General features: G+C 69.0%; 24 protein-coding genes. 17 read left to right on the top strand and 7 right to left on the bottom strand.

Features of this window, described 5'->3' with window-relative positions; genetic code table 11:
- Positions 1 to 15 precede the first annotated feature (15 nt).
- On the top strand, positions 16 to 297 hold the full coding sequence (locus IG08_RS0101320) for an Arc family DNA-binding protein (RefSeq protein ID WP_030594986.1): 282 nt from the start codon (positions 16 to 18) through the stop codon (positions 295 to 297).
- Positions 294 to 686: a PIN domain-containing protein gene (locus tag IG08_RS0101315; RefSeq protein WP_030594983.1), complete on the top strand. Its 393-nt coding sequence runs from the start codon at positions 294 to 296 to the stop codon at positions 684 to 686. The genes IG08_RS0101320 and IG08_RS0101315 overlap by 4 nt, the downstream gene beginning before the upstream one ends.
- 137 nt (positions 687 to 823) lie before the next feature.
- On the opposite strand, the gene IG08_RS0101310 is transcribed toward IG08_RS0101315, so the two are convergent.
- Together IG08_RS0101310 and IG08_RS0101305 are read right to left on the bottom strand one after the other, a co-directional pair.
- Entirely contained in the window at positions 824 to 1,129 is a 306-nt protein-coding gene (locus IG08_RS0101310) for a GntR family transcriptional regulator (RefSeq protein ID WP_052424429.1), read from the bottom strand.
- Entirely contained in the window at positions 1,116 to 1,448 is a 333-nt protein-coding gene (locus IG08_RS0101305; protein WP_030594978.1) for a GntR family transcriptional regulator, read from the bottom strand. Before IG08_RS0101305 ends, IG08_RS0101310 begins: the two co-directional genes overlap by 14 nt.
- 149 nt (positions 1,449 to 1,597) lie before the next feature.
- On the opposite strand from IG08_RS0101305, the gene IG08_RS56590 reads away from it, so the two are divergent.
- The 6 genes from IG08_RS56590 (at position 1,598) to IG08_RS0101270 (ending at position 6,341) form a co-directional block, all read left to right on the top strand.
- Entirely contained in the window at positions 1,598 to 1,957 is a 360-nt protein-coding gene (locus IG08_RS56590) for a hypothetical protein (protein ID WP_078655383.1), read from the top strand.
- Positions 1,957 to 2,340 carry a hypothetical protein gene (locus tag IG08_RS61075; RefSeq protein ID WP_234342775.1) on the top strand — a complete coding sequence of 128 codons (384 nt, stop codon included), beginning with the start codon at positions 1,957 to 1,959 and terminating at the stop codon, positions 2,338 to 2,340. Before IG08_RS56590 ends, IG08_RS61075 begins: the two co-directional genes overlap by 1 nt.
- 488 nt (positions 2,341 to 2,828) lie before the next feature.
- On the top strand, positions 2,829 to 2,972 hold the full coding sequence (locus tag IG08_RS59890; protein ID WP_158812165.1) for a hypothetical protein: 144 nt from the start codon (positions 2,829 to 2,831) through the stop codon (positions 2,970 to 2,972).
- A 605-nt stretch (positions 2,973 to 3,577) separates the two neighbouring features.
- The gene (locus IG08_RS0101285; RefSeq protein WP_234342774.1) at positions 3,578 to 5,563 is read left to right on the top strand and encodes a CdiA C-terminal domain-containing protein; all 1,986 of its coding nucleotides are present in this window, start codon (positions 3,578 to 3,580) and stop codon (positions 5,561 to 5,563) included.
- 96 nt (positions 5,564 to 5,659) lie between these two features.
- A complete protein-coding gene (locus IG08_RS0101275) occupies positions 5,660 to 5,941 on the top strand; it encodes a hypothetical protein (RefSeq protein ID WP_158812164.1) in 282 nt (93 codons plus the stop codon).
- Positions 5,931 to 6,341, top strand: coding sequence for a hypothetical protein (locus tag IG08_RS0101270; RefSeq protein ID WP_052424426.1), 411 nt, complete (start codon positions 5,931 to 5,933; stop codon positions 6,339 to 6,341). Before IG08_RS0101275 ends, IG08_RS0101270 begins: the two co-directional genes overlap by 11 nt.
- Before the next feature lie 31 nt (positions 6,342 to 6,372).
- On the opposite strand, the gene IG08_RS0101265 is transcribed toward IG08_RS0101270, so the two are convergent.
- Positions 6,373 to 7,854, bottom strand: a complete 1,482-nt coding sequence (locus tag IG08_RS0101265; protein WP_030594970.1) for an MFS transporter — start codon at positions 7,852 to 7,854, stop codon at positions 6,373 to 6,375.
- A 378-nt stretch (positions 7,855 to 8,232) separates the two neighbouring features.
- Here IG08_RS0101265 and IG08_RS0101260 point away from each other — a divergent pair, with 378 nt between their 5' ends.
- Together IG08_RS0101260 and IG08_RS0101255 are read left to right on the top strand one after the other, a co-directional pair.
- Complete coding sequence (locus tag IG08_RS0101260; protein WP_030594967.1) at positions 8,233 to 9,465, top strand: cytochrome P450; 1,233 nt, start codon at positions 8,233 to 8,235, stop codon at positions 9,463 to 9,465.
- A 122-nt stretch (positions 9,466 to 9,587) separates the two neighbouring features.
- Positions 9,588 to 10,586 (top strand): alpha/beta hydrolase, encoded by a 999-nt coding sequence (locus tag IG08_RS0101255; RefSeq protein ID WP_030594965.1) that lies wholly within the window; start codon positions 9,588 to 9,590, stop codon positions 10,584 to 10,586.
- 7 nt (positions 10,587 to 10,593) lie between these two features.
- On the opposite strand, the gene IG08_RS0101250 is transcribed toward IG08_RS0101255, so the two are convergent.
- Positions 10,594 to 10,956: a DUF192 domain-containing protein gene (locus IG08_RS0101250; protein WP_030594964.1), complete on the bottom strand. Its 363-nt coding sequence runs from the start codon at positions 10,954 to 10,956 to the stop codon at positions 10,594 to 10,596.
- A 74-nt stretch (positions 10,957 to 11,030) separates the two neighbouring features.
- On the opposite strand from IG08_RS0101250, the gene IG08_RS0101245 reads away from it, so the two are divergent.
- A complete protein-coding gene (locus tag IG08_RS0101245) occupies positions 11,031 to 11,606 on the top strand; it encodes a dihydrofolate reductase family protein (RefSeq protein ID WP_030594962.1) in 576 nt (191 codons plus the stop codon).
- Between the two features lie 40 nt (positions 11,607 to 11,646).
- Positions 11,647 to 12,519: an LLM class flavin-dependent oxidoreductase gene (locus IG08_RS0101240; RefSeq protein WP_030594960.1), complete on the top strand. Its 873-nt coding sequence runs from the start codon at positions 11,647 to 11,649 to the stop codon at positions 12,517 to 12,519.
- A gap of 20 nt (positions 12,520 to 12,539) precedes the next feature.
- Here the strand turns inward: IG08_RS0101240 and IG08_RS0101235 are convergent, their stop codons facing one another.
- The gene (locus IG08_RS0101235) at positions 12,540 to 13,052 is read right to left on the bottom strand and encodes a DinB family protein (protein WP_030594958.1); all 513 of its coding nucleotides are present in this window, start codon (positions 13,050 to 13,052) and stop codon (positions 12,540 to 12,542) included.
- Between the two features lie 50 nt (positions 13,053 to 13,102).
- Here IG08_RS0101235 and IG08_RS0101230 point away from each other — a divergent pair, with 50 nt between their 5' ends.
- Positions 13,103 to 13,876, top strand: a complete 774-nt coding sequence (locus tag IG08_RS0101230; protein WP_030594957.1) for a class I SAM-dependent methyltransferase — start codon at positions 13,103 to 13,105, stop codon at positions 13,874 to 13,876.
- A gap of 3 nt (positions 13,877 to 13,879) precedes the next feature.
- Here the strand turns inward: IG08_RS0101230 and IG08_RS0101225 are convergent, their stop codons facing one another.
- On the bottom strand, positions 13,880 to 15,037 hold the full coding sequence (locus IG08_RS0101225) for a winged helix DNA-binding domain-containing protein (protein WP_030594955.1): 1,158 nt from the start codon (positions 15,035 to 15,037) through the stop codon (positions 13,880 to 13,882).
- 657 nt (positions 15,038 to 15,694) lie between these two features.
- Here IG08_RS0101225 and IG08_RS0101220 point away from each other — a divergent pair.
- The 4 genes from IG08_RS0101220 to IG08_RS0101205 all read left to right on the top strand — a co-directional run bounded on the left by IG08_RS0101220 (position 15,695) and on the right by IG08_RS0101205 (position 20,706).
- Positions 15,695 to 16,468 (top strand): isoprenyl transferase, encoded by a 774-nt coding sequence (locus IG08_RS0101220; RefSeq protein ID WP_030594951.1) that lies wholly within the window; start codon positions 15,695 to 15,697, stop codon positions 16,466 to 16,468.
- Positions 16,469 to 16,814: 346 nt separating this feature from the next.
- Positions 16,815 to 18,140 (top strand): PhoH family protein, encoded by a 1,326-nt coding sequence (locus tag IG08_RS0101215; RefSeq protein ID WP_030594948.1) that lies wholly within the window; start codon positions 16,815 to 16,817, stop codon positions 18,138 to 18,140.
- A 427-nt stretch (positions 18,141 to 18,567) separates the two neighbouring features.
- Entirely contained in the window at positions 18,568 to 19,254 is a 687-nt protein-coding gene (locus tag IG08_RS0101210; RefSeq protein ID WP_030594945.1) for an aggregation-promoting factor C-terminal-like domain-containing protein, read from the top strand.
- 135 nt (positions 19,255 to 19,389) lie between these two features.
- Positions 19,390 to 20,706 carry an AI-2E family transporter gene (locus IG08_RS0101205; RefSeq protein ID WP_030594943.1) on the top strand — a complete coding sequence of 439 codons (1,317 nt, stop codon included), beginning with the start codon at positions 19,390 to 19,392 and terminating at the stop codon, positions 20,704 to 20,706.
- 24 nt (positions 20,707 to 20,730) lie between these two features.
- Here the strand turns inward: IG08_RS0101205 and IG08_RS0101200 are convergent, their stop codons facing one another.
- Positions 20,731 to 21,270 (bottom strand): alkyl hydroperoxide reductase, encoded by a 540-nt coding sequence (locus IG08_RS0101200; protein WP_030594941.1) that lies wholly within the window; start codon positions 21,268 to 21,270, stop codon positions 20,731 to 20,733.
- Between the last annotated feature and the right edge of the window lie 8 nt (positions 21,271 to 21,278).

The raw sequence follows: 21,278 nt of genomic DNA, 5'->3' as shown, positions 1-21,278 counted from the left end.
ACGTATACTAATGCCATGTCCGACGTCATGATCCGCGTGCCTGCCGAAGTCCGTGACCAGCTTGCCGCCGTGGCGGAGGCGAGGGGGACCAGCCTCCGGGCCCTGATGGGGGAAATAGCCGCTCAGACTCTGACTCCCGAGCAGATCCAGGAACGGGCTGATCGCACCCGCGCACTGCTCGCCGAGCGGTTCGGGCACTACGTGACGGACGAGGAGTCGGCGGACATGCGCCGCAAGATGCGTGAGGCCACCGCAGCTCACCGGGCCGCGCTCGCGGAAGCGGAGTCGTCCCGTTGAACCTGGCCGAACACTATGTCCTCGATACACCCACGATCCTGGCCATGGGCGGCAATAAGCAGGTCTCCGGCCTGATCCACGCCGCGGCGGCGAGCGATGACGTCCGCTTGTGGGCGCCCGTGCTGTGCCTCCTGGATGCTGAGCGCGAGCGTCCCGGGATCGTCGCGTACGTCGGCGTGCTGCTCGACGTGGTCCGTGTGATCGATGACGACTACGCCATGGCCGTGACCGTTGCCGAGTTGCACTGCGACGATGTCCCCTTCGGCGTCGCGGCGGCGGTACATGCGGCCCGGCCGAACGCGACGCTCCCCGAAGGAGCGCTGGTGGCCACAGTCGCGCCGGAGGCATACGACAGGCTCGGGGTCGGGGTCATGGACTTGAACCGCTGACCGTTCCGACTTCGATCGTTGTTCGATGGCGAAGGGGTAATTGGAGCCTTTGGGCCACGACCGGGACGGCCGGCCTGCGACTTCCTCCCGCCGCCTGGCCGGAAGAGGCCAATCGCTGAGGCTCAGCCCCCTGCCCGTCAGTCGACCGGCCCGTTGCCTGGCCCCGGGGCGTCCGCAGCCGCCTCGGGCAGCGGGTCGGCGACGAAGGTTCCGCGGCCGTGAACGGTCTCGATGAGCCCCCGGCCGCACAGGACTTGGGCAGCTCGCCGGACGGTGAGGTAGGCGACGCCGTATTCCTGCGCGAGATCACGCTCCGCGGGCAGGCGCGCGCCGGGCTGGAGCTCTCCGGCTCGGATCCTCGCCTCGATGTGGCTGGCTACGGCGACGTAGATGAGCTGGGAACCCTGCGGGTTGAAGTCGGGTGCCTCGCTACGGTCGCTCACTTCGGTTGGTGGATGCGTCGCCCTCGGCCGCGTCGGTGGGCTGATCCTCGGCCGCGCGCTCGATGACGAACGACCCCTTGCCTATGACCGTCCGCACGTAGCCCTGCTCGGCAAGCAGGACCAACGTCTTGCGGGCGGTTCCCCGGGCGAGCCCGAATTCCTGCATCAACCGGTCGACGCCGGGCACCGATCGGCCGAGCGGGTACGCGCCGCTCTTGATCCGGGAGATGAGGACCGCAGCAAGTTGCAGGTACAGCGGATCGGCCGCCTCCGGGTCCAGCTCGTCGTTTGGGCCGTAGCCCTCCGGGATGTCAACCATGACTTGACCGTAAGTGGCCAGGGAAAGTGACGCTCATTCGTGTCATGCCATGGCAGGGCATGACCAGGTTGGGTTAGTCTGCCGATACGAGAAGACCCCCGCGACGCGGCGAACGTCCGGGGGCATGGCCACCAGCCTCTGAGGAGCTGATGACAGTGAGCATTATCCACGCATTGCTGCGCTGGATCCTGGGCGTGTGCGCGCCCGGCACCGGCAGGCGGAGGGCGGATGCGCGCCCCACCGTGCCGATTCCCGCCGGGAAGCCGGAGGCGCCCGGTCGCGTTGCGGTACGGCTGCCCGTCCACCGTTCGCCGTACGGGCTACTCGCGCCGCTCGACGGCCGGGCGACGGCCTCCGTGCGGCCGTACGTACTCGCGGCGGAACGGGCTGGCCAGGTACGGGAGCGTGAACAAGCGCGGCAGGCGCGGCGCCGTGTGGCGCTGGTCCTCGCGGCCGACTTCGGTATCGACCTTGACCGTCATGTCATCGGCGCGGAAGGAGTGGCGTGATGGGAGCGCGGAGTGAGCGGCCCGGCCAGCCGTCCGGCACCGAAACGGCCGTATCGCTGGGTACGGGGGATCCGGAGGGCGCCGAGAGGCCCGGGGCGGATGCGTCACCGATCCACGGACGGCGATGCGGGCCGAGGCCGACCTTGGCGCAGGACCCGCTGCCGCCCGACGCACCGCGAGCGGGGACCCGCAAGCCGGTACGGATGTGCGTCCGCTGCCAAGTGACCACCGAGACCCCGGTCGTGGTGGCCGTCGTGCACCAGAACTCGGGACCGGGCTTCGCTGTGTACGCGTGCCAGACGTGCGCCGCGCACTGCCCGCCACAGCCGGATGTCCTCACCGCCCTGCCGCCGGCCCGCCGAGCCAGGAGCAGCAAGCGGTGAACGCGCGACCCGACGGAAGACCGGGTATGGGGGAGCTGTCGCCGGAGTGCACACTGGCCCGCCGGCCGGGGTACGAGGATGTGCACACTGAGTGCCGCCGACCGCGGGACATCCCGCTGCCGCACAGCACGGGCCTGTTGCTGGCACGCGGCTGCGGCTGTGCCTGCCACCGCCCGCCGCCGGACGGGAGTCCGGCATCCGCGTTGGCCGCCTGACGTGTCGGGCTGATCCGGAGCGCGAGCTGCCCTCGCGCTCCGGATGTGCCCCGGTCCGGGGCACATCCGGTCATGCCGACCGCTCCTACCCGCGGCTGACATTTGGAGTCGTAGCACCTGAAACCAATGGAGTATCCGGTGATCTCGGCGGCAGACGACGAGGCACTGCCGCCCGAAGAGCCACAGCCGATCCAGGCCCGCGTCACGGTCTAGGGTACGACGGCCGGCATTCTCCGCGATCTCGCTGCCCTCGATGGGCGAACCCCTGAGGCGTTGGCCATCGAGTGGGCGGCGGAGAAGCTCGTCATCCCCGAGGGAACCGTCGGTGACGTCGTCGACGACTGGGGCCTCTTCGACGGGCCGCCCGACCTCGCGAGCCGCGTGCACGAGTATCTGCAGGGTGGAAGCGCCGCGTGACCGCCCTGTCACCCTCGCGGTGGCCGACACCAGTGTCCTGCTCGCCGCCTTCAACCGTCGCGACGACCGGCACCGGGACGGAATCGAGGCCTTCGGGATGGCAAGGATCCTCGTCCTGTCTCCTCTCGTCCTCGCCGAGCTCGACTACCTCCTTCATCAACAGGCGTCGGAGAAGGAAGCCGTAGCGAACTGGCCACCTGCGCCTGCCGTTTCACCTCCGCCGACACCTGTGAGGCCCGCCGCCGCGCGGCCCTGCGAGTGCTGGCCTGCGTGCTGAAGGCGTGCGACGGCGGCTGGGGTTTTGGAGACGCCCGCGAACCGGGCGGCGGTACGCGGATGTCGGCGGGTCTTGCCGAGGGAGGGCGCGAGGGCGTACTAAGGACAGTTCCTGTAAGCGAAGTCGATTGGCCATAAGGCGTTGAACGAACCGACGTTGAGGGCTAGCCTTTCCTTCGCGTTAGCGAACGCATCCTTGGGTGGGGGAACGGGGGACGTGCGTGACCGTACTCATGGTGGCCGCGGCACTGTACGGAGTCGTACAACTCGCCGCGATCTCATGGCCGACGCGATCCGTACGCCTCTCGACGGTACTGCTGGCCGTCCTCGTGGGCGTCTACGCCTGCGGAACGGCCGTCGCGTTGGTCGAACTCGCCTACACCCGGGCCATCGCCGACGAGACAGGCCGCTCGCTGATCGAGGTCGTGAACACCACGGCCTACACCACGGCTCCGTGGGTGGAAGAACTGCTGAAGGTCTCACCCCTGTTGCTGGCCGGCCTGTACGCCAAAGTCCGCCGGCAATGGGGATTGACGGACTTCACGATCCTCGGTGCGGCACTCGGCGCAGGCTTCGGACTCCTGGAAGCACTCCTGCGCTACTCCCTCGACGCGGACCGCGCCCTGCCCCGCCATGGAGGCTGGCTGATCCCGGACAGCCTGTCACCGCCGTACATCCCGGGCCCCGGCGAGGTGTTCACATCCTGGCTGCCGTCCCCGGCCGCCACCCTGCACCTCGGCCGGACTGGCGAGGTCGCGGTGGTGCCCTTCGAGCACCTCGTGTTGACGACCCTTGCCGGACTGGCAGTTGGAGTCCTGTGGCGAGCCCGAAGCTGGTGGAAACCCTTGGCGGTGATCCCCTTCGCTGCAGCGGTGACCCACCACACCCTCAACAACTACGCGGCCGGCCACTCGCACGGCGAGGCGGGCAAATGGCTGGAAGCCCTGAACGACAAGCTATGGGCCGCCCCTCTCCTGGCACTGCTCCTGGCGATGACGGCCGACCTGACCTGCCTGCACCGCGGCAAGCGAAGACTCCCCGGCGTCCTGTTGGCTGGAGAGCGGACGGACGGTGACACCGCCGCCACACTGATCCGCTACGCGTCCTTGCGCTTTCCCTGGACTCCACTGATAGCCCTGCGCTTCATACGCCTACGCAGGACCCTCTGTTACGCGGCATCTGCGACCCCACCCGAGACCCTCGAACCCTTACGCCGCACCGTGGCCGACATAGTGACCCGGATCAATGCCACCGACAATGCCGAGGCATGGCGGCGTACGGCCGACATACGTGCCTACATCAGAGCAGCCCGAGCAGGCACGGCTCACCGCAGGAGACGCCTCCTCACACTGATCCCCTGCATCCTGATCCTTCCCTCCGTCCTCTTCCTCGGCATCGGTTCGTTCAAGCCGACGTCCGAACTCCAGGAGTACTTCACGACGGGCAACGGCCCGAGAATCCTCCAGGCCTTCGCGGCGGCAGCCCTGGCTTGGACTGCCTGGCTCCTGACGATGCTGCTGCGCACCTGGCGCCAAGCAGCCACTCACCCCCTGGCCGAACAACTCGCCACGCACCGCTTCCGCTTCTCCTCGGCACTGGCCTCCGCGACAACCGGAACATTCCTGCTCTGGCGAAGCGCGGGCCCACCCGGTCCCGACGGCCGAGTCATCCCCGCCACCCACCTCCTCGAAGCCATCGACCACTTCCTCACCTACCTGGGCTTCGCCCTGCTCCTCCTCTCCCTGCTGGCGCTCTTTCCGCCAGGAGCGGGTTTGGCCCTTGCCGGCTCCGGCGCCGTCGGCGGACTCACGGCGGAGGGCATTCTCGTGGCGGCACGCCTCGGCATTGCGGGGATTGCCTTGATGGTCGCGGGTGCCGGCGGAGGTGCGGCCGGTGAGGACGGAGGGTCGGGCGAGGCGAGCCAAGGGAAGTCCCGGGACGGTTCCATAGACGAGTCCGCGAAGGAATTCAGTCCCAAGGAGCGCAGAATCGCCGAGACGCTGCAAACGGAAGGGAGGAGCGTAAGAGCGCTCAAGGAGTCCGAAGTGAACGGTCAGAAAACGCCCGATGCCCTCGTGGATGGTGTACGGACGGAGTTCAAGACCTTGAATCCGGGAGCCCAGCCCAACGTCATCAAGAACACGCTGAACAAGGCCAAGAGGCAGGCGCGTGATGCCATCATCGATGCACGAGGGAGCGGTCTTGGCGAGAGTGGAGCGCGCGAAGGATTGGAGAAGTTCCTGCGAAACAACCCTCCGGGTCGGATGAACTATATTCGGGTAATTGGTGACGGATACAACATTGTGTGGCCTTAGGGGATTCATGTGAGTGAATATCACTACGTCTTCATTCGTCCTGGGTTTCCGCGGGAGCAGCTTGTCGAGGACGTCGGTGCGGCATGCGGGGCCGAGATGCAGCCAGTGGATGACGAGTTCATCGACTACGCGGTAAAACTCGGCCGTGCCGCGGTCGAGCTGGAGTTCACCCACGATTACGAGGAAGACCGCGGTATGCCCTTCGAGCGGTACGACTCCCTGTTCACCGTCCGTGACTTCGACTCGAACCTGGAACGTCAGGAGGCGACGGCGCGCGGCATCTTCGAGCGACTGGCCGCCCTCGGCCGCTACGACCTGCTCCTCGTAAGGGACTTGCAAGAGTTCCTCGCCGCGTCCGAGGCCCGCCGTGAACCCTGAAGAGGCCGACTACCCACAACTGGGCGGCTTCGAGCACGTCCACCTCGAAGACAGCTTCGTCCTCGGCATCGAGGCGACTCCGGCCCGCCTGACGCTCGACGTGGAGCTGGTCCTCACGCCGCAGCACCCGGCATATCGCTCTCCCGCTCCAGGCGAGCAGAACTGCTACGCGCGAGCCACGATCGAATTCCGGAACGTGTGGAATCTCAACTGGACCGGACAGGGAACCCCGCCGGCGACAGACGTCTCCGGTGAGAAGGACTACGGCGGAATCGACGCGCTTTCCCGGAGCGGCGCGGTCTTTCACCTGGAAGGTGACTGGGGAGCGATCGACATGACGTGCGACGCGCCCGAGATCCGGTTCGGCCCGGACGGGTTCACGAGGAACCGGGCCGGCTGAGCAAACCCCAGCCGACCCGGCGCGCAGTAGGTCAGCCCGCCGCCTGGCCCACGACCGATTCATCGAGCCGCTTGACCCTCGGCGTCAGCAGGACGAGGACCGCACCCACCGCACAGAAGCCGCACACGAGCCACAGCGCGTTGGTGAAGCCGGAGTCGAGGTAGAACTGCGTGCCCTGCAGCACCTTGCCGTCCCTGGCCATGACCACGAACACGAGCTGGGTGAAGACCGCTGTCGCGACTCCCTGGAGCAGGAACTGGGTGCCGTTGCCCAGGGCCTGTTCCTCCGGGGACACCGCCCCGATGATCATGATGGGGGTGATGGCCATGACCAGCCCCACACCAGGACCGACCACCAGGCCCCAGACCGCGAACTCGCCCACGGTGTGGTGGAGTTGGGAGCCGATGGCGAATCCCACGGTGGTGAGGATTCCACCGAGTCCCAGCAGGATCCGCGGGTCGATCCGCCGTGCGAGCGCCCCGGCCGCGACGGCGACCGCGATGGTGGTCACGCTCATCGGGGCCAGCACCACGGCGTTCTTCGTGGCCGACCAGCCCAGGCCGCCGGAGACGCCGGGAATGTTCGGCATGAGCGCGAGGAGCTGGGTGAGCAGTCCCACGGCGTTGATGGCGCCCGCGGCGACGGCGGTGGCGAGGAGGACGGTCCAGACCGGGCGCCGCGTCAGGATCGACATCGGGAGCAGGGGGTGGGCGACGCTCCTCTCGACGAACACGAAGACGATCAGCGCCAGCATCCCCGCCCCGACGTAGGCGAGGAACTTTCCGCTGGTCCAGCCCCAGTGGGTGCCCTCTCCGATGCCGTAGACGATCGCGGTCAGTCCGCCGCCCAGCAGGAGACCGCCGACCCAGTCCATACGGGTGCGTGTCTCCCGTACCGGGCTCTCGGGCACGAAGGCGAGCACGAGAGCCAGGCACACCACCGTGGAGATCACCATGAACCACAGCGCGCCCCGGAAGCCGTGGTGGTCGATGACCCAACCCGACAGGAACGGACCACCGAGGCCGACCAGACCGACGCTGCCGCCGAGGAACCCGCTGGCCGGCCCGACCAGGCGGCGTGGAAACACATCGCGGGCCATCGAGAAGGCCAGGGGCGCGGCCGGGGCGTAGATGCCCGCGATGCTCCGGCCCACGAGCAGCGTCTCGTAGTTCGTCGAGAGCGCGGCCACCAGGTCACCGGCCATGCCGAGCGTCGCGATGATCACGATGACGCGCTTCTTGCCGTACAGCGCGGCGGCCTTCATGACGAAGGGGGTGGCGAAGGTGCCGGCCAGTGCGGTGCTCAGGGTGAACCAGGCGATCTGGGTGGTGCGGAAGTGGATCGCGATCTCGGCCTGGGCGTTGCCGGACAGCATGCTGACGATCGGCATCAGGGCGACGGCCCAGAGCAGGGAGAGGAGGGCGAGCGCGTGACGTACGCCGAGGCCGGTCCTCTCTTCGGCTGAGGGTGGTGCGGTGGTATCCGTCTGGGATGTCTCGGACGTCTGTGACATGTGGGGGGCCTTTCGTCGTTCGTCGAGGTGGAGGCCGTGGGGGGAACTTCCTGGACTCGGCGTGCAGGTGACGAGAGTGCTGAAGCTGATGACGAGTTCATGACAAGATCAAAGATCGAAGCGCCTAACGGGGCGGGTGGACTAATCCGTTGGAGAGGTGTGCGCTAGCAGCGAACACCCTGTGTCGTGGCCGCCACAAGGCAGGCCTTGTAACGACTGCGCAAAAGGCGGAGTGCTGGCTTGGGGTGGCGCTTGTACCAACTGGTCCATTCAATGGCGAGATCCAGCCAATCGATCTCATGTCAGTCAAATGACAGGGAGTTGTCAGGTTTACCGGCTTGGATGTCCGCGGCTCTCTTCCCCCCACTGAGGAGTGACATGACCAACGCCCTTGCCGCCGCGCAGGACGAGGCCGTTCCCGACTTCCCGATGCCCCGGGCGGCCGGATGTCCGTTCGCCCCGCCGCCGGAGATGATGAAACTGCACGCCGAGAAGCCGGTCTCCAAGGTCCGGCTGTGGGACGGCAGTGTGCACTGGCTCGTCACCCGCTACGACGATCAGAGGGCCCTGTACGGCGACCAGCGCCTCAGCGTCGACACCGGGCAGCCGGGCTTCCCCTTCTCGAACGAGGCCTTCCGCAACAGCGTCACCCAGGCCCCGCCGTCCTTCCTCAACATGGACGACCCGGACCACGCACGGATCCGCCGGATGGTGACCGGCGCGTTCACCATCAAGCGCATCGAGGCCCTGCGCCCCGCCATCCAGAAGATGACCGACGACCTGATCGACGCGATGCTGGCCGGGCCGAAGCCGGTCGACCTGGTGGAGGCGTTCTCGCTGGCGCTGCCCTCGCTGGTGATCTGCGCGCTGCTCGGAGTGCCGTACGAGGACCACGACTTCTTCCAGGAGAACAGCTCGGTGGGCCTGCGCCGGGACGCGAAACGCGAGGACGTACGGGCCGCCACCATCTCGCAGCTCACGTACCTGCAGGACCAGCTCGACGCGAAGGTCACCAACCCCGGCGAAGACCTGCTCTCCGACATCGCGGCGCGGATGGACGCCGGTGACCTCACCCGCCAGGAAGCCTCCATGCTCGGCGTCCTGCTCCTCGGTGCGGGGCACGAGACCTCCGCCAACATGATCGCCCTGGGGGTCCTCGCGCTCCTGGAGCACCCCGATCAGCTCGCCATCGTGCGCGACACCGACGACCAGAAGGTCCTCGCGGACGCGGCGGACGAGCTGCTGCGCTACCTGACCATCGTGCACATGGGCCAGCGCCGTCTCGCCCTCGAGGACATCGAGGTCGGCGGCCAGGCCATCCGGGCCGGGGAGGGCATCATCATCCCGGGCGCCACCGGCAACTGGGAGGCCGACCACTTCCCCGAGCCCGAACGGCTCGACGTCACCCGCAACGCCCGCCGCCACATGGCCTTCGGCTTCGGCATCCACCAGTGCCTGGGGCAGCCGCTGGCCCGCCTGGAGCTCCAGATCGCCTACCAGACCCTCTTCCGTCGCATCCCGACACTGCGCCTGGCCACTGACATCGAGAAGCTCCCGTTCAAGGACGACGGCCTCGTCTACGGCGTCTACGAAATGCCGGTGACCTGGTAGCGGTCCCATCGCTTGCCCTGCCCGCCTCACGGACGGTCCGCGCCGGAGGTGTCCGCAAGTACACCGTCAACCGGGTGGGCAGGGCCATCGTGGGGTGCCGAGGGCGTTCGTAGCCTCGTCGTATGGCTGACAACGAGAACAGTGAGAGCACCAACACCCCCTATTCCAGCGGGACTTCACGCCGCCGGGCGTTACAGGCGCTCGCCGCTTCGGCAGGCGGCGCCGCACTCGCCGTAGGCATGGGTGCGGGAACCGCGAGGGCGACCGACACTGATGGAGTGCGTACCTACGTCCTCGTCCACGGCACCCACAGCGCGGCCGCGTTCTGGACGGCGATCGGCAGGGAACTGGCGCTGCGCGGGCACAGGGTCGTCGCCGTGGACCAACCCCTGCACGGCACCGGCAAGTTCATACCGAAGGCGTACCAGGCGCAGAACCTGCGCGCCCTCGCGACCGAGCCCTCGCCCGTCGCCGCACTCACCCTCGACGACTTCGAACGACGCGTCACGGCCGCCGTACGCCGAGCCGCGCGACTGGACGGCCCCGTGATCCTCGTCGGACACAGCATGGGCGGGCTCTCGGTGAGCCGGGTCGCCGACGCCGTACCCGAACTCCTCGCCCACATCTGCTACATGGCCGCCTTCTGCCCGAGCCGCAGCATGCCGTCCCTGAACGACTGCGCCTCCTCCCCGGAGGGGCAGCACGCCATCACCCCGCTGGACCAGATCATCGGCGACCCGGCGAAGCTCGGTGTGCTGCGCCTCAACTGGCGTACGGCTGACCGCCGCGACCTCGCCGTCTTCAAGGAGATGATCTGCGAGGACTATCCGGACGCCGAGTTCCTGCGCGTACTGGAAGGCATGCAGACGGACGAGTCGATGACGGCGTACGGTGACCGGGCGGTCGGCCGGGCGGCCACCTGGGGCCGGATCCCGCGCACGTACCTCCGCTTCGGCAAGGACAAGACCTTGGCCACGCAGCTCCAGGACCGCATGATCGCGGAAGCCGACGAGCTCACCCCGCACAACCGCTTCACGGTCCACGACTTCCCGAACGCCGGCCACATGGGCCCTTCGGACCCCGCCCGCGTGACGGACGTACTGCACGGCCTGCCGCTGTGACCGCAGCTCACTCCCTGACGACCTCCACCAGCACCCCGGCCCGCACCCCCCACCTCTCCATCGCCCCGGCCTCCGCCTCCACCACATGCCGGGCCCGCACCCGGGGCAGGCCCAGCCGCCCCGGCTTCATGGTCCGCACGGCGACGACCCTGAACCGGCGGTCGAGATAGGCGACATCGATCGGGATACGCATACGAAAGGTGTGCACGCTGTTGGCGGGGGAGAGCAGAATGGCCCCGTCGACGGAGTCCCGCCCGAGGAGCCCTTTGGTACGGGCGCGGTACGAGGTCGCGATCTCCAACGGAACGGAGACGTCCTCCCGCTCCCCCGGCACGACCAACGTTCCCCAGCCGTCCTGCCGACGCCCCATCGCAGCTCCCCGCCTTCCCTTCCGCCGCCGCGTACTGTGCGAACCGAACGTACAGCTCTGAGAGGTGACTGTTCATGCGGAAGATCGTCCTGATGATGGGTGTCTCCCTCGACGGGTACATCGAGCGGCCCGGCGGGGACATCAGCTGGCACCGGGTCGACGACGAACTGCACCAGCACATGAACGACACGATCAGGGAGTTCGGCGCGCTCCTCCACGGTCGCGTCGTGTACGAGCTCATGGCCGACTACTGGCCCACCGCCGACTCCGACCCCGACGCCGACGCGATCACGGTGGAGTTCGCCGGGATCTGGCGCGACCTCCCGAAGATCGTGTACTCGCGGACCCTGAAGGACGCCGACTGGAACTCCACCGTCGTCCGGGAGGTCGTGCCCGAGGAGGTGCGGGCGCTGAAGGAGCAGCCAGGCGGGGATCTCGCGCTCGGCGGGGCCGGGATCAGTGCCGAGTTTCTCCGGCAAGGGCTGGTCGACGAGTTCCGGATCTACGTCCATCCCGTGCTCGCCGGCCGGGGGAAACCCCTCTTCCCGGAGGCCGATGCCCTGACCTCCCTCCGGCTCCTCGAGTCGCGGACCTTCGGCAACGGGGTCGTACTGCTGCACTACGCGCGGGACGACAGCGCCGATTCGTAATGGTGTTGTCCGTCGGCCGCCCGCTAGGTAGGAAGGGGGCATGACTGGACTCGGTGTCGTCTTCCGACCCCAACTGCCTCCCGAGCGACTGCGCGCGGTCGCCCGGCTCGCGGACGACGTCGGGCTCGAAGAGCTCTGGCTCTGGGAGGACTGCTTCCGGGAGGGCGGGATCTCGGCCGCGGCCGCCGCACTCGCCTGGACGGAGCGGGTGCGCATCGGGGTCGGGCTGCTGCCCGTGCCCCTGCGGAACGTCGCCATCACCGCGATGGAGGCCGCCACGCTGCACCGGATGTTCCCCGGGCGGGCCATTCTCGGGGTCGGGCACGGCGTGCAGGACTGGATGGGGCAGGTCGGGGCGCGGGTCGAGTCGCCCCTCACTCTGCTGCGGGAGCATCTCACCGTGCTGCGGGCCCTGCTGGGCGGGGAGCGGGTCACGGTCGACGGCCGGTACGTCAGGCTGGACGACGTGGCTCTCGACTGGCCGCCGGACGGTGCCGTCGAGGTACTCGCCGGGGCCACCGGGCCCCGCTCGCTACGGCTGTCCGGCGAGGCCGCCGACGGTACCGTCCTCACGGCCTCCACCACGCCCGACGGCGTCCGTCGAGCTCGTCAACTCATCGACGAGGGGCGGGAGTCGGCAGGCCGAACCGAACCGCACGAGGTCGTCGTCTACCTCCTCACCGCCACCGGCCCCGACGCCGCCTCCCGGCTGCGTGCCGAACTCACCGACGAGGGGCTGGAGTCCGTCCCGGACCTCGGTGTCGCCGGGGACGCCGGTGCCGTAGCCAAGGCCGTACAGCGCCTGGCGGAGGCCGGTGCCGACACGGTGATCCTCCAGCCGACGGGCGACGAACCCGACCCGGAGGCCTTCGTACGGTTCGCCGCCGAGGAAGTCCGGCCCCAGGTGCCGTGACGTGGCTCCCCACGAGCTCGTCATCCCCGCCGGTGATCCCCCGTCGCCCCGTCGATCAGTTCCCGCACCACGTCCATGTGCCCCGCGTGTCTCGCGGTCTCCTCGATCAGGTCGACGAGGACCCAGCGCAGGGTGACGGAATGGTCCCGCCACGGCGGCCGGCCGACGGTGTCGAGGGGCAGCTCGGTGATCGTGCGGTCGGCGGCGGCGCGGGCCCGGCCGTAGAACTCGACGATCTGTGTCGTCGTCTCGTCCTCGCCCGCCCGCATGTCCTCGCCTTTGTACGGGTCGAACCACAGCGGCTCCACCGCACCGCCGAAGCTCTCCACGAACCAGCCGTACTCCACCGACGCGAGGTGCTTCACCAGACCGAGCAGGCTCGTGCCCGACGGGGTCATCGGGCGGCGCAGTTGTTCGTCGTCCAGCCCCTCCAGCTTCCACAGCACCGCGTCCCGCACCCGGTTCAGGCTCGCGTGCAGCGTTTCTCTCTCGGCCCCCGCGTACGGCATGCCCGATGCGTCAGGTTTCGTCATGCCCCAAAAATTAGCAGCGGCCACTGACAACACCCTGCGACGATCAGCCCATGGATTCCTACGACGACCTCGTCGCCGAAGGCGCCGCCGTCCCCACCGAGGGATGGGACTTCTCCTGGTTCGAGGGGCGGGCCACCGAGGCGCGGCCCACGTGGGGATTCGCGCGCTCGCTGGCCGGGCGGCTGGCCGGCGCCACCGCCTCGCTCGACCTCCAGACCGGGGGAGGAGAGGTCCTCGACCTCGCCCTCGGCACGGCCCCCGCAGCGCCGGTGCTCACCGCCGCGACCGAGGGCTGGCCGCCGAACGTCGCCAAGGCCACCGCCCTGCTGCGGCCGCGCGGCGTCGTGGTCGTCGCGTCACCCGAGGACGCGCCGTTGCCCTTCGCGGACGGGGCCTTCGACCTGGTCAGCAGCCGGCACCCGGTCAGCCCCCAGTGGGCGGAGATCGCGCGTGTACTGACGCCCGGCGGCACGTACTTCGCCCAACACGTGGGCCCACGCAGCGTCTTCGAGCTCGTCGAGTACTTCCTCGGCCCCCTGCCGGAGGAGCAGAGCAGCGACCGCCACCCGGACCGCGAGCGCGCCGGCGCCGAGGCGGCCCGCCTGGAGATCGTCGACCTGCGCGCCGAGCGGCTCCGTGTCGAGTTCTACGACATCGCAGCCGTCGTTCACTTCCTGCGCAAGGTGGTGTGGATGGTCCCCGACTTCACCGTCGAGGCGTACGAGCCCCAACTCCGCGCCCTGCACGAGCAGATCGCGACGGAGGGCCCCTTCATCGCGCACAGCACCCGCCACCTCGTCGAGGCCCGTAAGCCGAAGGACTGACCCTCACGCGTGCGGCCCCGCCGCAACCTTCCCGATCGTCAACTCCGGCCTCGCCTCCAGCACTTCGCCCACCCGCTCGACCTGCTCGCCCAGCTCCCGCCCCTGGCGGGCCGTGAAGCGCCCGAGCGGTTCCACCGTGACGGCCGTGCGACGTCCCTGGCGGCGTTCGTGCCAGACCCCCGCCACCACGCCGTCGACCAGCAGCACGGGGTAGTTCCCGGCCTGGCCGCCCGCCAGCGCGCGCCGGTACGCGTCCCCCGGGAAGAGCAGCTCGCGGGGCTGTGCGGCGATGCCGTACGCGTCGAAGTAGGGGAGCAGCCGCACGCCCCGCACGGGTTCCTCGGGGAAATCCACGTCCCCGGCCGCCACCCACGCCGGCGCCCCCTCGAAGACGACCTCCTCGATCCCACCCTCGGCGGCCAGCTCACGGAACAGCCCGGTGGCCCAACCGCCGGGCGCCGCGAGCCACTTCGCGAAGTACGCCGGCGTCGAGGGGCCGTAGGCCCGCAGATGCCGCCGTACGAGCTCCCGCACCGCCTCCTTCGCGGGCAGCGGGTCGAAGTGCGGTGGGCGGGTGTACGTCACCTTGCGGCCCCGGTTCGGGCCGAAGCACAGCGCGCCCTGCTGACCGGCCCGGTGCAGGACCTGCCGCCAGCGCGGCCACAGGTCCTGGAAGGCGGGCATCACCAGGTCACCGGCCCAGGGGCCGGTGCGGGCGACGACCTCCTCGCCCAGCTCGTCGATGGTCAGACAGACCCCGTCGAGCGCCTCGCCGATGGCCGTCACGATCTGTCCGGCCTGCTCCTCGGTGACCCGCACGCCGGCCGGGAACGGGCTCGCACCGGACGGAACGGCGGCCAACGCGGCGCACCACAGCGGCAGTTCGTGCGTGGCGAGGAGATGGACGGTCCCGCGCGGGCCGTGCGTCTTCACGAGCGAGGGGACACGGTCGTCCCAGAGGGCGGCGCGTACGTCCGCCCGTGTCGTCCCGGCGGTCCGCACCCCCACCGACACCTCGGCCGCGGACAGCACCTGCGCATGCGCGGCGAGCATCGCACCGACCACATCGGCGACCGGCGTGCCCGCTTCGGCCGGAGTGGCCAGGAACTGCCGTCGCAGCCGCCGTGCGCTCGCCCGGTCCCACGTGATTCTCACGGTCATGCTTCGACGCTAGGCCGCAACGAGGTCGGCGGGTGTCCTCTTTGGCGGCCGGGTTGCCGAGATGCGGATAGCAAATAGGGCGTTTAGTGCATGCTGGGGTGAAGTATCCCGTATATCCATGGTCTTCACGGGGTTTCCACATTGTTATCGCAGGTGGCTCGCATCTACTCCGCACTTCACGTAAGTTCAGACCAAGGTAATTCGCGCGAGCAAAGCTGCGCGGCGGCACCGCGCAGTGGAGGGGGCTGCGCGGTGCCGCGCCTCCGGTCGGCGTCAAAGAAACGTTCCGACCCGCGTTCACCCGGGCGGGGGAAGCCTCCCGTGTCCACGAATCCGCTGTGATTCGGCCACGAAACCGCCATGAACAGGCCCTCTACAGGCCACCGCGCCGTCGCCGTCCAACTCCGGAGAGTAGTTGTGGCACGCCGATGCACGCAGCATCACTTACGAAGGGTTATGGTGGAAACCCCCCCTCGGGCCGGTCCGTCTCCCCCCCACGGACCGGCCCGTTTTTTGTGCGTACAGGGGGCACTCTTCAGGGGCACCCTTCAAAGGGCGACGAGGGCACCTGCGCCACCCCCCACAGAAGGCGCCCCAAACAACCCCGGTACCCTTCAGGCGCGGGGACCGCCACAGTACGGAGGGGCTGACAATCACGTGAACCTGCGCGACAAGCTGCGCGGCCTGCTCGTCAGGCTCTACGCACGCAGGGTGGAAGGCCACCTGGACCACGCCACGGTGCCCAAGCACATCGGCGTCGTCATGGACGGCAACCGGCGCTGGGCGAAGGCCGCCGGCTCCACCACCGCCCAGGGCCACCGGGCCGGTGCCGACAAGATCGAGGAGTTCCTCGGCTGGTGCACCGAGACGGACGTCGAGGTCGTCACCCTCTGGCTGTTCTCCACCGACAACTTCGACCGCCCGCAGGAAGAGCTCGTGCCGCTCTTCGGCATCATCGAGGACGTCGTCCGCACCCTCGCCGCCGACGGCCGCTGGCGCGTGCACCACGTCGGCGCGCTCGACCTGCTGCCGCACGGGATGCAGAGCGCCATCAAGGAGGCCGAGGAGACCACGGCCGGCGTCGACGGGATACTCGTCAACGTCGCCATCGGCTACGGCGGCCGCCAGGAGATCGCCGACGCCGTGCGCTCGATGATCCTCGACGCCGCCGACAAGGGCACCTCGCTGGAGCAGCTCGCCGAGTCCGTGACCGTCGACGCGATCGGCCGCAACCTCTACACCGGCGACCAGCCCGACCCCGATCTGGTGATCCGCACGAGCGGCGAGCAGCGGCTGTCCGGATTCATGCTCTGGCAGACGGCCCACTCCGAGTACTACTTCTGCGAGGTCTTCTGGCCGGCCTTCCGCAAGGTCGACTTCCTGCGCGCCCTGCGCGACTACGCAGCGCGCCACCGCCGCTACGGCGGCTGAGGCCATTACCGCAGTTGAGACGCCGGGTCCCTCCCGAAGGGCCCGGCGTACCCCGTTTGGGGCGGAAGTAACAAGGAGTTCACCAGGGCGCCGCCATATGCGTCGGCATGGCACCGCATGTTCGAGGGCATAAGCCAAGCAGGTCGACGCCCGAACCACGGGTGTCGGATCTCAGCGGGCGGCACGGAGCCGTCCGCCCGGGAGGCCCTTTGCACCAGCTCGACCGTGCGGTCTCAGCACGGAAGAAGCAGTGGAGGGCCGGTTTTCGGCCCGTGCATCGCGGCCGTCGACCGGTCCGGCTCCACTCCGTCGCTCCCCGACCTCTTCCGAGGGGGTACGTCCTTCCGTGGTGACCAGCACAAAGCGCCGCATGCCCGACAGGCGCACCTATGTTCTCGACACCAGCGTCCTGCTGGCCGACCCGAACGCCCTGAACCGCTTCGACGAGCACGAGGTAGTGCTCCCCATCGTCGTGGTCACGGAGTTGGAGGCCAAGCGGCACCATCCCGAACTCGGGTACTTCGCCCGGCAGGCACTGCGCCTGCTGGACGAGTTCCGGGTCCGGCACGGTCGCCTCGACGCCCCCATCCCGATCGGCGAACTCGGCGGGACGGTGCGTGTCGAGCTCAATCACTCGGACCCCAGCGTGCTGCCCAGCGGCTACCGCCTGGGTGACAACGACTCCCGCATCCTCGCGGTCGCCCGCAACCTGCAGGCCGAGGGGTTCGACGTCACGGTCGTGTCGAAGGACCTCCCGCTCAGGATCAAGGCGTCCTCGGTCGGGCTCCTCGCCGAGGAGTACCGTGCCGAGCTCGCGATCACGGGCTCCTCCGGCTGGACCGGAATGTCCGAACTGACCCTGCCGGGCGAACAGGTGGACATCCTCTTCGAGGAGGGGAACATCTACGTCCCCGAGGCCGCCGACATGCCCGTGCACACCGGGCTGACGATCCACTCCGAGCGCGGCAAGGCGCTCGGCCGGGTCTCGCCGGACGGCAACGTCCGTCTGGTGCGCGGCGATCGCGAGGCGTTCGGCATCAAGGGGAGGAGCGCGGAGCAGCGCATCGCGCTGGACATCCTGCTCGACCCGGACGTGGGCATCGTGTCGATGGGCGGCCGGGCCGGCACCGGCAAGTCGGCGCTCGCGCTGTGCGCGGGCCTGGAGGCGGTCCTGGAGCGCCAACAGCACAAGAAGGTCATGGTCTTCCGTCCGCTGTACGCGGTCGGCGGGCAGGAGCTCGGCTATCTGCCGGGCTCCGAGTCCGAGAAGATGAGCCCCTGGGCGCAGGCGGTCTTCGACACGCTGTCCGCGGTCGCCAGCCGCGAGGTCATCGAAGAGGTCACCGCGCGCGGGATGCTCGAGGTCCTTCCGCTCACCCACATCCGCGGCCGTTCACTGCACGACGCGTTCGTGATCGTGGACGAGGCGCAGTCCCTCGAACGGAACGTACTGCTGACCGTTCTGTCCCGAATCGGCGCGAATTCACGGGTTGTTCTGACCCATGACGTGGCCCAGCGGGACAACCTGAGGGTCGGTCGCTACGACGGTGTCGTCGCCGTCGTGGAGAAGCTGAAAGGGCATCCGCTCTTCGCCCACGTCACCCTGACGCGGTCCGAGAGGTCCCAGATCGCTGCACTTGTGACCGAAATGCTGGAGGACGGGCACATCTGACCCAAGTGCTGAACTTGCGGTAGCTACACATCGGTTCATCGGGTGGCGCCGTCCGGAAAGGCAGTGAGCCTAGCCGGGCGGCGCCTTCGCGCGTTGCGGTTTCTCAGAATCCCTGGGGTCAAACGAGATGTGAGCTTTCACACGCAACTCAGAATTGCCTTGCGGCGTCGGGTTACGGCAGAGTCTCACTCCTGTCAGGCCCCGCATACGACACACCTGTACCCCCAGCGGTACGGCACCACAGCAACATCACAGCCAACTCCATAATCGACGTCGTATGCCGCCCGAGCATCACGTGGCGCTCCCCTCGCGGGAGTTGCCCACCGGGCCCGCGCCTCCCGTGACCCCGCAGTTGGGAGGCCAGTGAGCAGGGGCACGATTGCGTCCGCCAGGGTCACCGAAGCGGACGATGCTGGAAGGAAACCGTGTGAGCCCGATTTCGGTCAGGGGATTCGCAGTGGCCTCGGCCACGGCGGTCACCGCTGTCGGAAGCGTCGTCGGAGTTGCCTCGGGCAGCACCGCGCAGCCGAACGACGCCGAGGCGACGGCAGCCGACTCGACGCTCCTCGCGGACATACCCGCGGGTCAGCAGGCCCAGGTGCAGACCGCGTCTCTGACGCAGCAGGCCGACGCCCAGGCCATCGCCGCGGACGCGAGCGCCAAGAAGGACGCTGAGGCATCGGCCCGCAAGGCTGCCGCCCAGACGGCCATCGACAAGAAGGAAGCCGCCGAGAAGGCGGCCAAGGAAGCCAAGGAGCGCGCCGAGGCCGAGGAAGCGGCCAGCAGGAGCTCCTCCTCCAGCTTCCCCGTGCAGAGCTCGTACACCGTCGCGCAGATCCAGTCGATGGCGCAGTCGATGGTGCCGAGTGGTCAGTGGCAGTGCTTCAGCAACATCGTGGACCACGAGTCCAGCTGGAACTACCAGGCCGTCAACGCGTCCTCCGGCGCCTACGGTCTCTTCCAGGCGCTGCCGGGTTCCAAGATGTCGTCGGTCGGCTCCGACTGGCAGACCAACCCGGCCACCCAGATCAAGTGGGGCCTCAACTACATGGACAGCCGCTACGGCAGCCCGTGCGAGGCCTGGTCGTTCTGGCAGGCCAACAACTGGTACTGAGCCGGTGCGGCCGGCCTGAACCTCTCAACCTTGCGCAGCCCCTCCCCGTCATAGGGGGAGGGGCTTTCGCCATGTACGGTCGGACCGACAACTCCGGGGGGAGTGGTGAGGAAAGACGGGGGAAGAGGGCGGATCATGTCGCGAGTGCCGAAGTGGCTCGGTGGGCTGGGCGCCCGACTGACCGAGGTGGGCGAGCGGTTGGACGAGCGTCGCGCCGAGGTGGAGCGCGAGGACGCCGCCGCCGAATCGGCCCCGCAGTCACCCGAGGACGGTCCTCCGCCGCCCCCTGACCACGACGCGCCGCCGGTCGTCATCACCCGTCCCGATCCGGCGCAGGCCGTGCCGTGGGGTGTACGGGTCGCCGCCGAGGCCGGCTGGCGGCTGCTGGTGCTGGCGGGCACGGTCTGGGTGCTGATGCGGGTCATCAGCGCCGTACAGCTGCTGGTGCTGGCGTTCGTGGCGGCGCTGCTCATCACCGCGTTGCTGCAGCCGGCGGTGGCGGGGCTGACGCGGCGCGGCGTCCCGCGGGGCCTCGCCACGGCGTTGACGGCGGTCCTGGGCTTCGTGGTGATGGGCCTGATCGGGTGGTTCGTGACCTGGCAGGTCATGGAGAACATCGACAACCTCTCCGACCAGGTCCAGGACGGCATCGACGAACTGCGCAACTGGCTGCTGAACAGCCCCTTCCATGTCACCGACAAGCAGATCAACGACATCGCGGAGAACCTGCGGGACGCGATCGGCGCGAACACGGACCAGATCACGTCGGCGGGGCTCGAGGGAGTCACGGTCGTCGTCGAGGCGCTGACGGGGATTCTGCTGGCGGCCTTCTCGACGCTGTTCCTGCTGTACGACGGCCGGCGTATCTGGGAGTGGACGCTGAAGCTGGTGCCGACGGCGGCCCGGCCGGGCGTGGCCAGTGCGGGCCCGCGGGCGTGGCGCACGCTGACCGCATACGTCCGCGGCACGCTGATGGTGGCCCTGATCGACGCGATCTTCATCGGCCTGGGCATCTACTTCCTGGACGTCCCGATGGCCGTCCCGCTCGCCGTGTTCATCTTCCTGTTCGCCTTCATCCCCCTGGTCGGCGCGGTCGTGTCGGGCGCGCTGGCGGTGGTCGTGGCGCTGGTGACGCAGGGCGTCTTCACGGCGGTCATGGTGCTGGCGGTGGTCCTGGCGGTCCAGCAGATCGAGGGACACATCCTGCAGCCGTTCATCCTGGGCCGGGCGGTCCGGGTGCACCCGCTGGCCGTTGTGCTGTCCGTCGCCGCGGGCGGGATGGTCGCGGGGATCGGCGGGGCGGTGGTCGCGGTGCCGCTGGTGGCGGTGACCAACACGGTGGTCGGCTCTCTGCGGTCGTACTCCCATGAGGCGGCCCTACGACAGTCACCGCGACCGAGAGGCGCTACGGCCGTGGAGAGGGCGCCGGTGGAACGGTCCCCGGAGCCGTAGCCGAGCCCGGGGGCAACAGCCGCTCTACTCGGTCTCGGTGAGCAGCGCCTCCGCGTCCAGCGTCACACCGACCGCCTGGACCACCGCCGCGATCTTGAACGCCTCCTGGACGACCTCGCGGCCGACGCCCGCCTTGCGGAGCGCCTGTTCGTGGGAGTCGAGGCAGAGCCCGCATGCGTTGATCGCGGAGACGGCGAAGGACCAGAGCTCGAAGTCGACCTTGTCCACGCCCGGGTCGCCGAGGACGTTCATCCGCAGCCCCGCGCGCAGGGTGCCGTACTCGTGGTCCGACAACAGGTGCCGCGTGCGGTGGAAGACGTTGTTCACCGCCATCACCGCGGCCGCGGACTTCGCCGCGGTGTACGCCTGAGGCGACAGGTTCGCCTTCGCCTCCGGGGCCAGTGCGCGAAGGACGACCGGGGAGCGGGAGGCGATCGCGGTCGCCAGGACCGTGCCCCACAGCTGCTGGGCCGTCAGGTCGGAGTCGTCGATGACCGTGCCCAGGTTCAGGCGCAGGTCCTTGGCATAGTCCGGGATCGAGGACTTCAGCGAATCCAGCGACATCCCCCGAT

The organism is Streptomyces fulvoviolaceus, from assembly GCF_000718165.1.
Taxonomy (GTDB): Bacteria; Actinomycetota; Actinomycetes; order Streptomycetales; family Streptomycetaceae; genus Streptomyces; species Streptomyces fulvoviolaceus.
The sequence above is the reverse complement of the archived record's forward strand: the minus strand, read 5'-3'. Positions and strand labels throughout refer to the sequence as shown.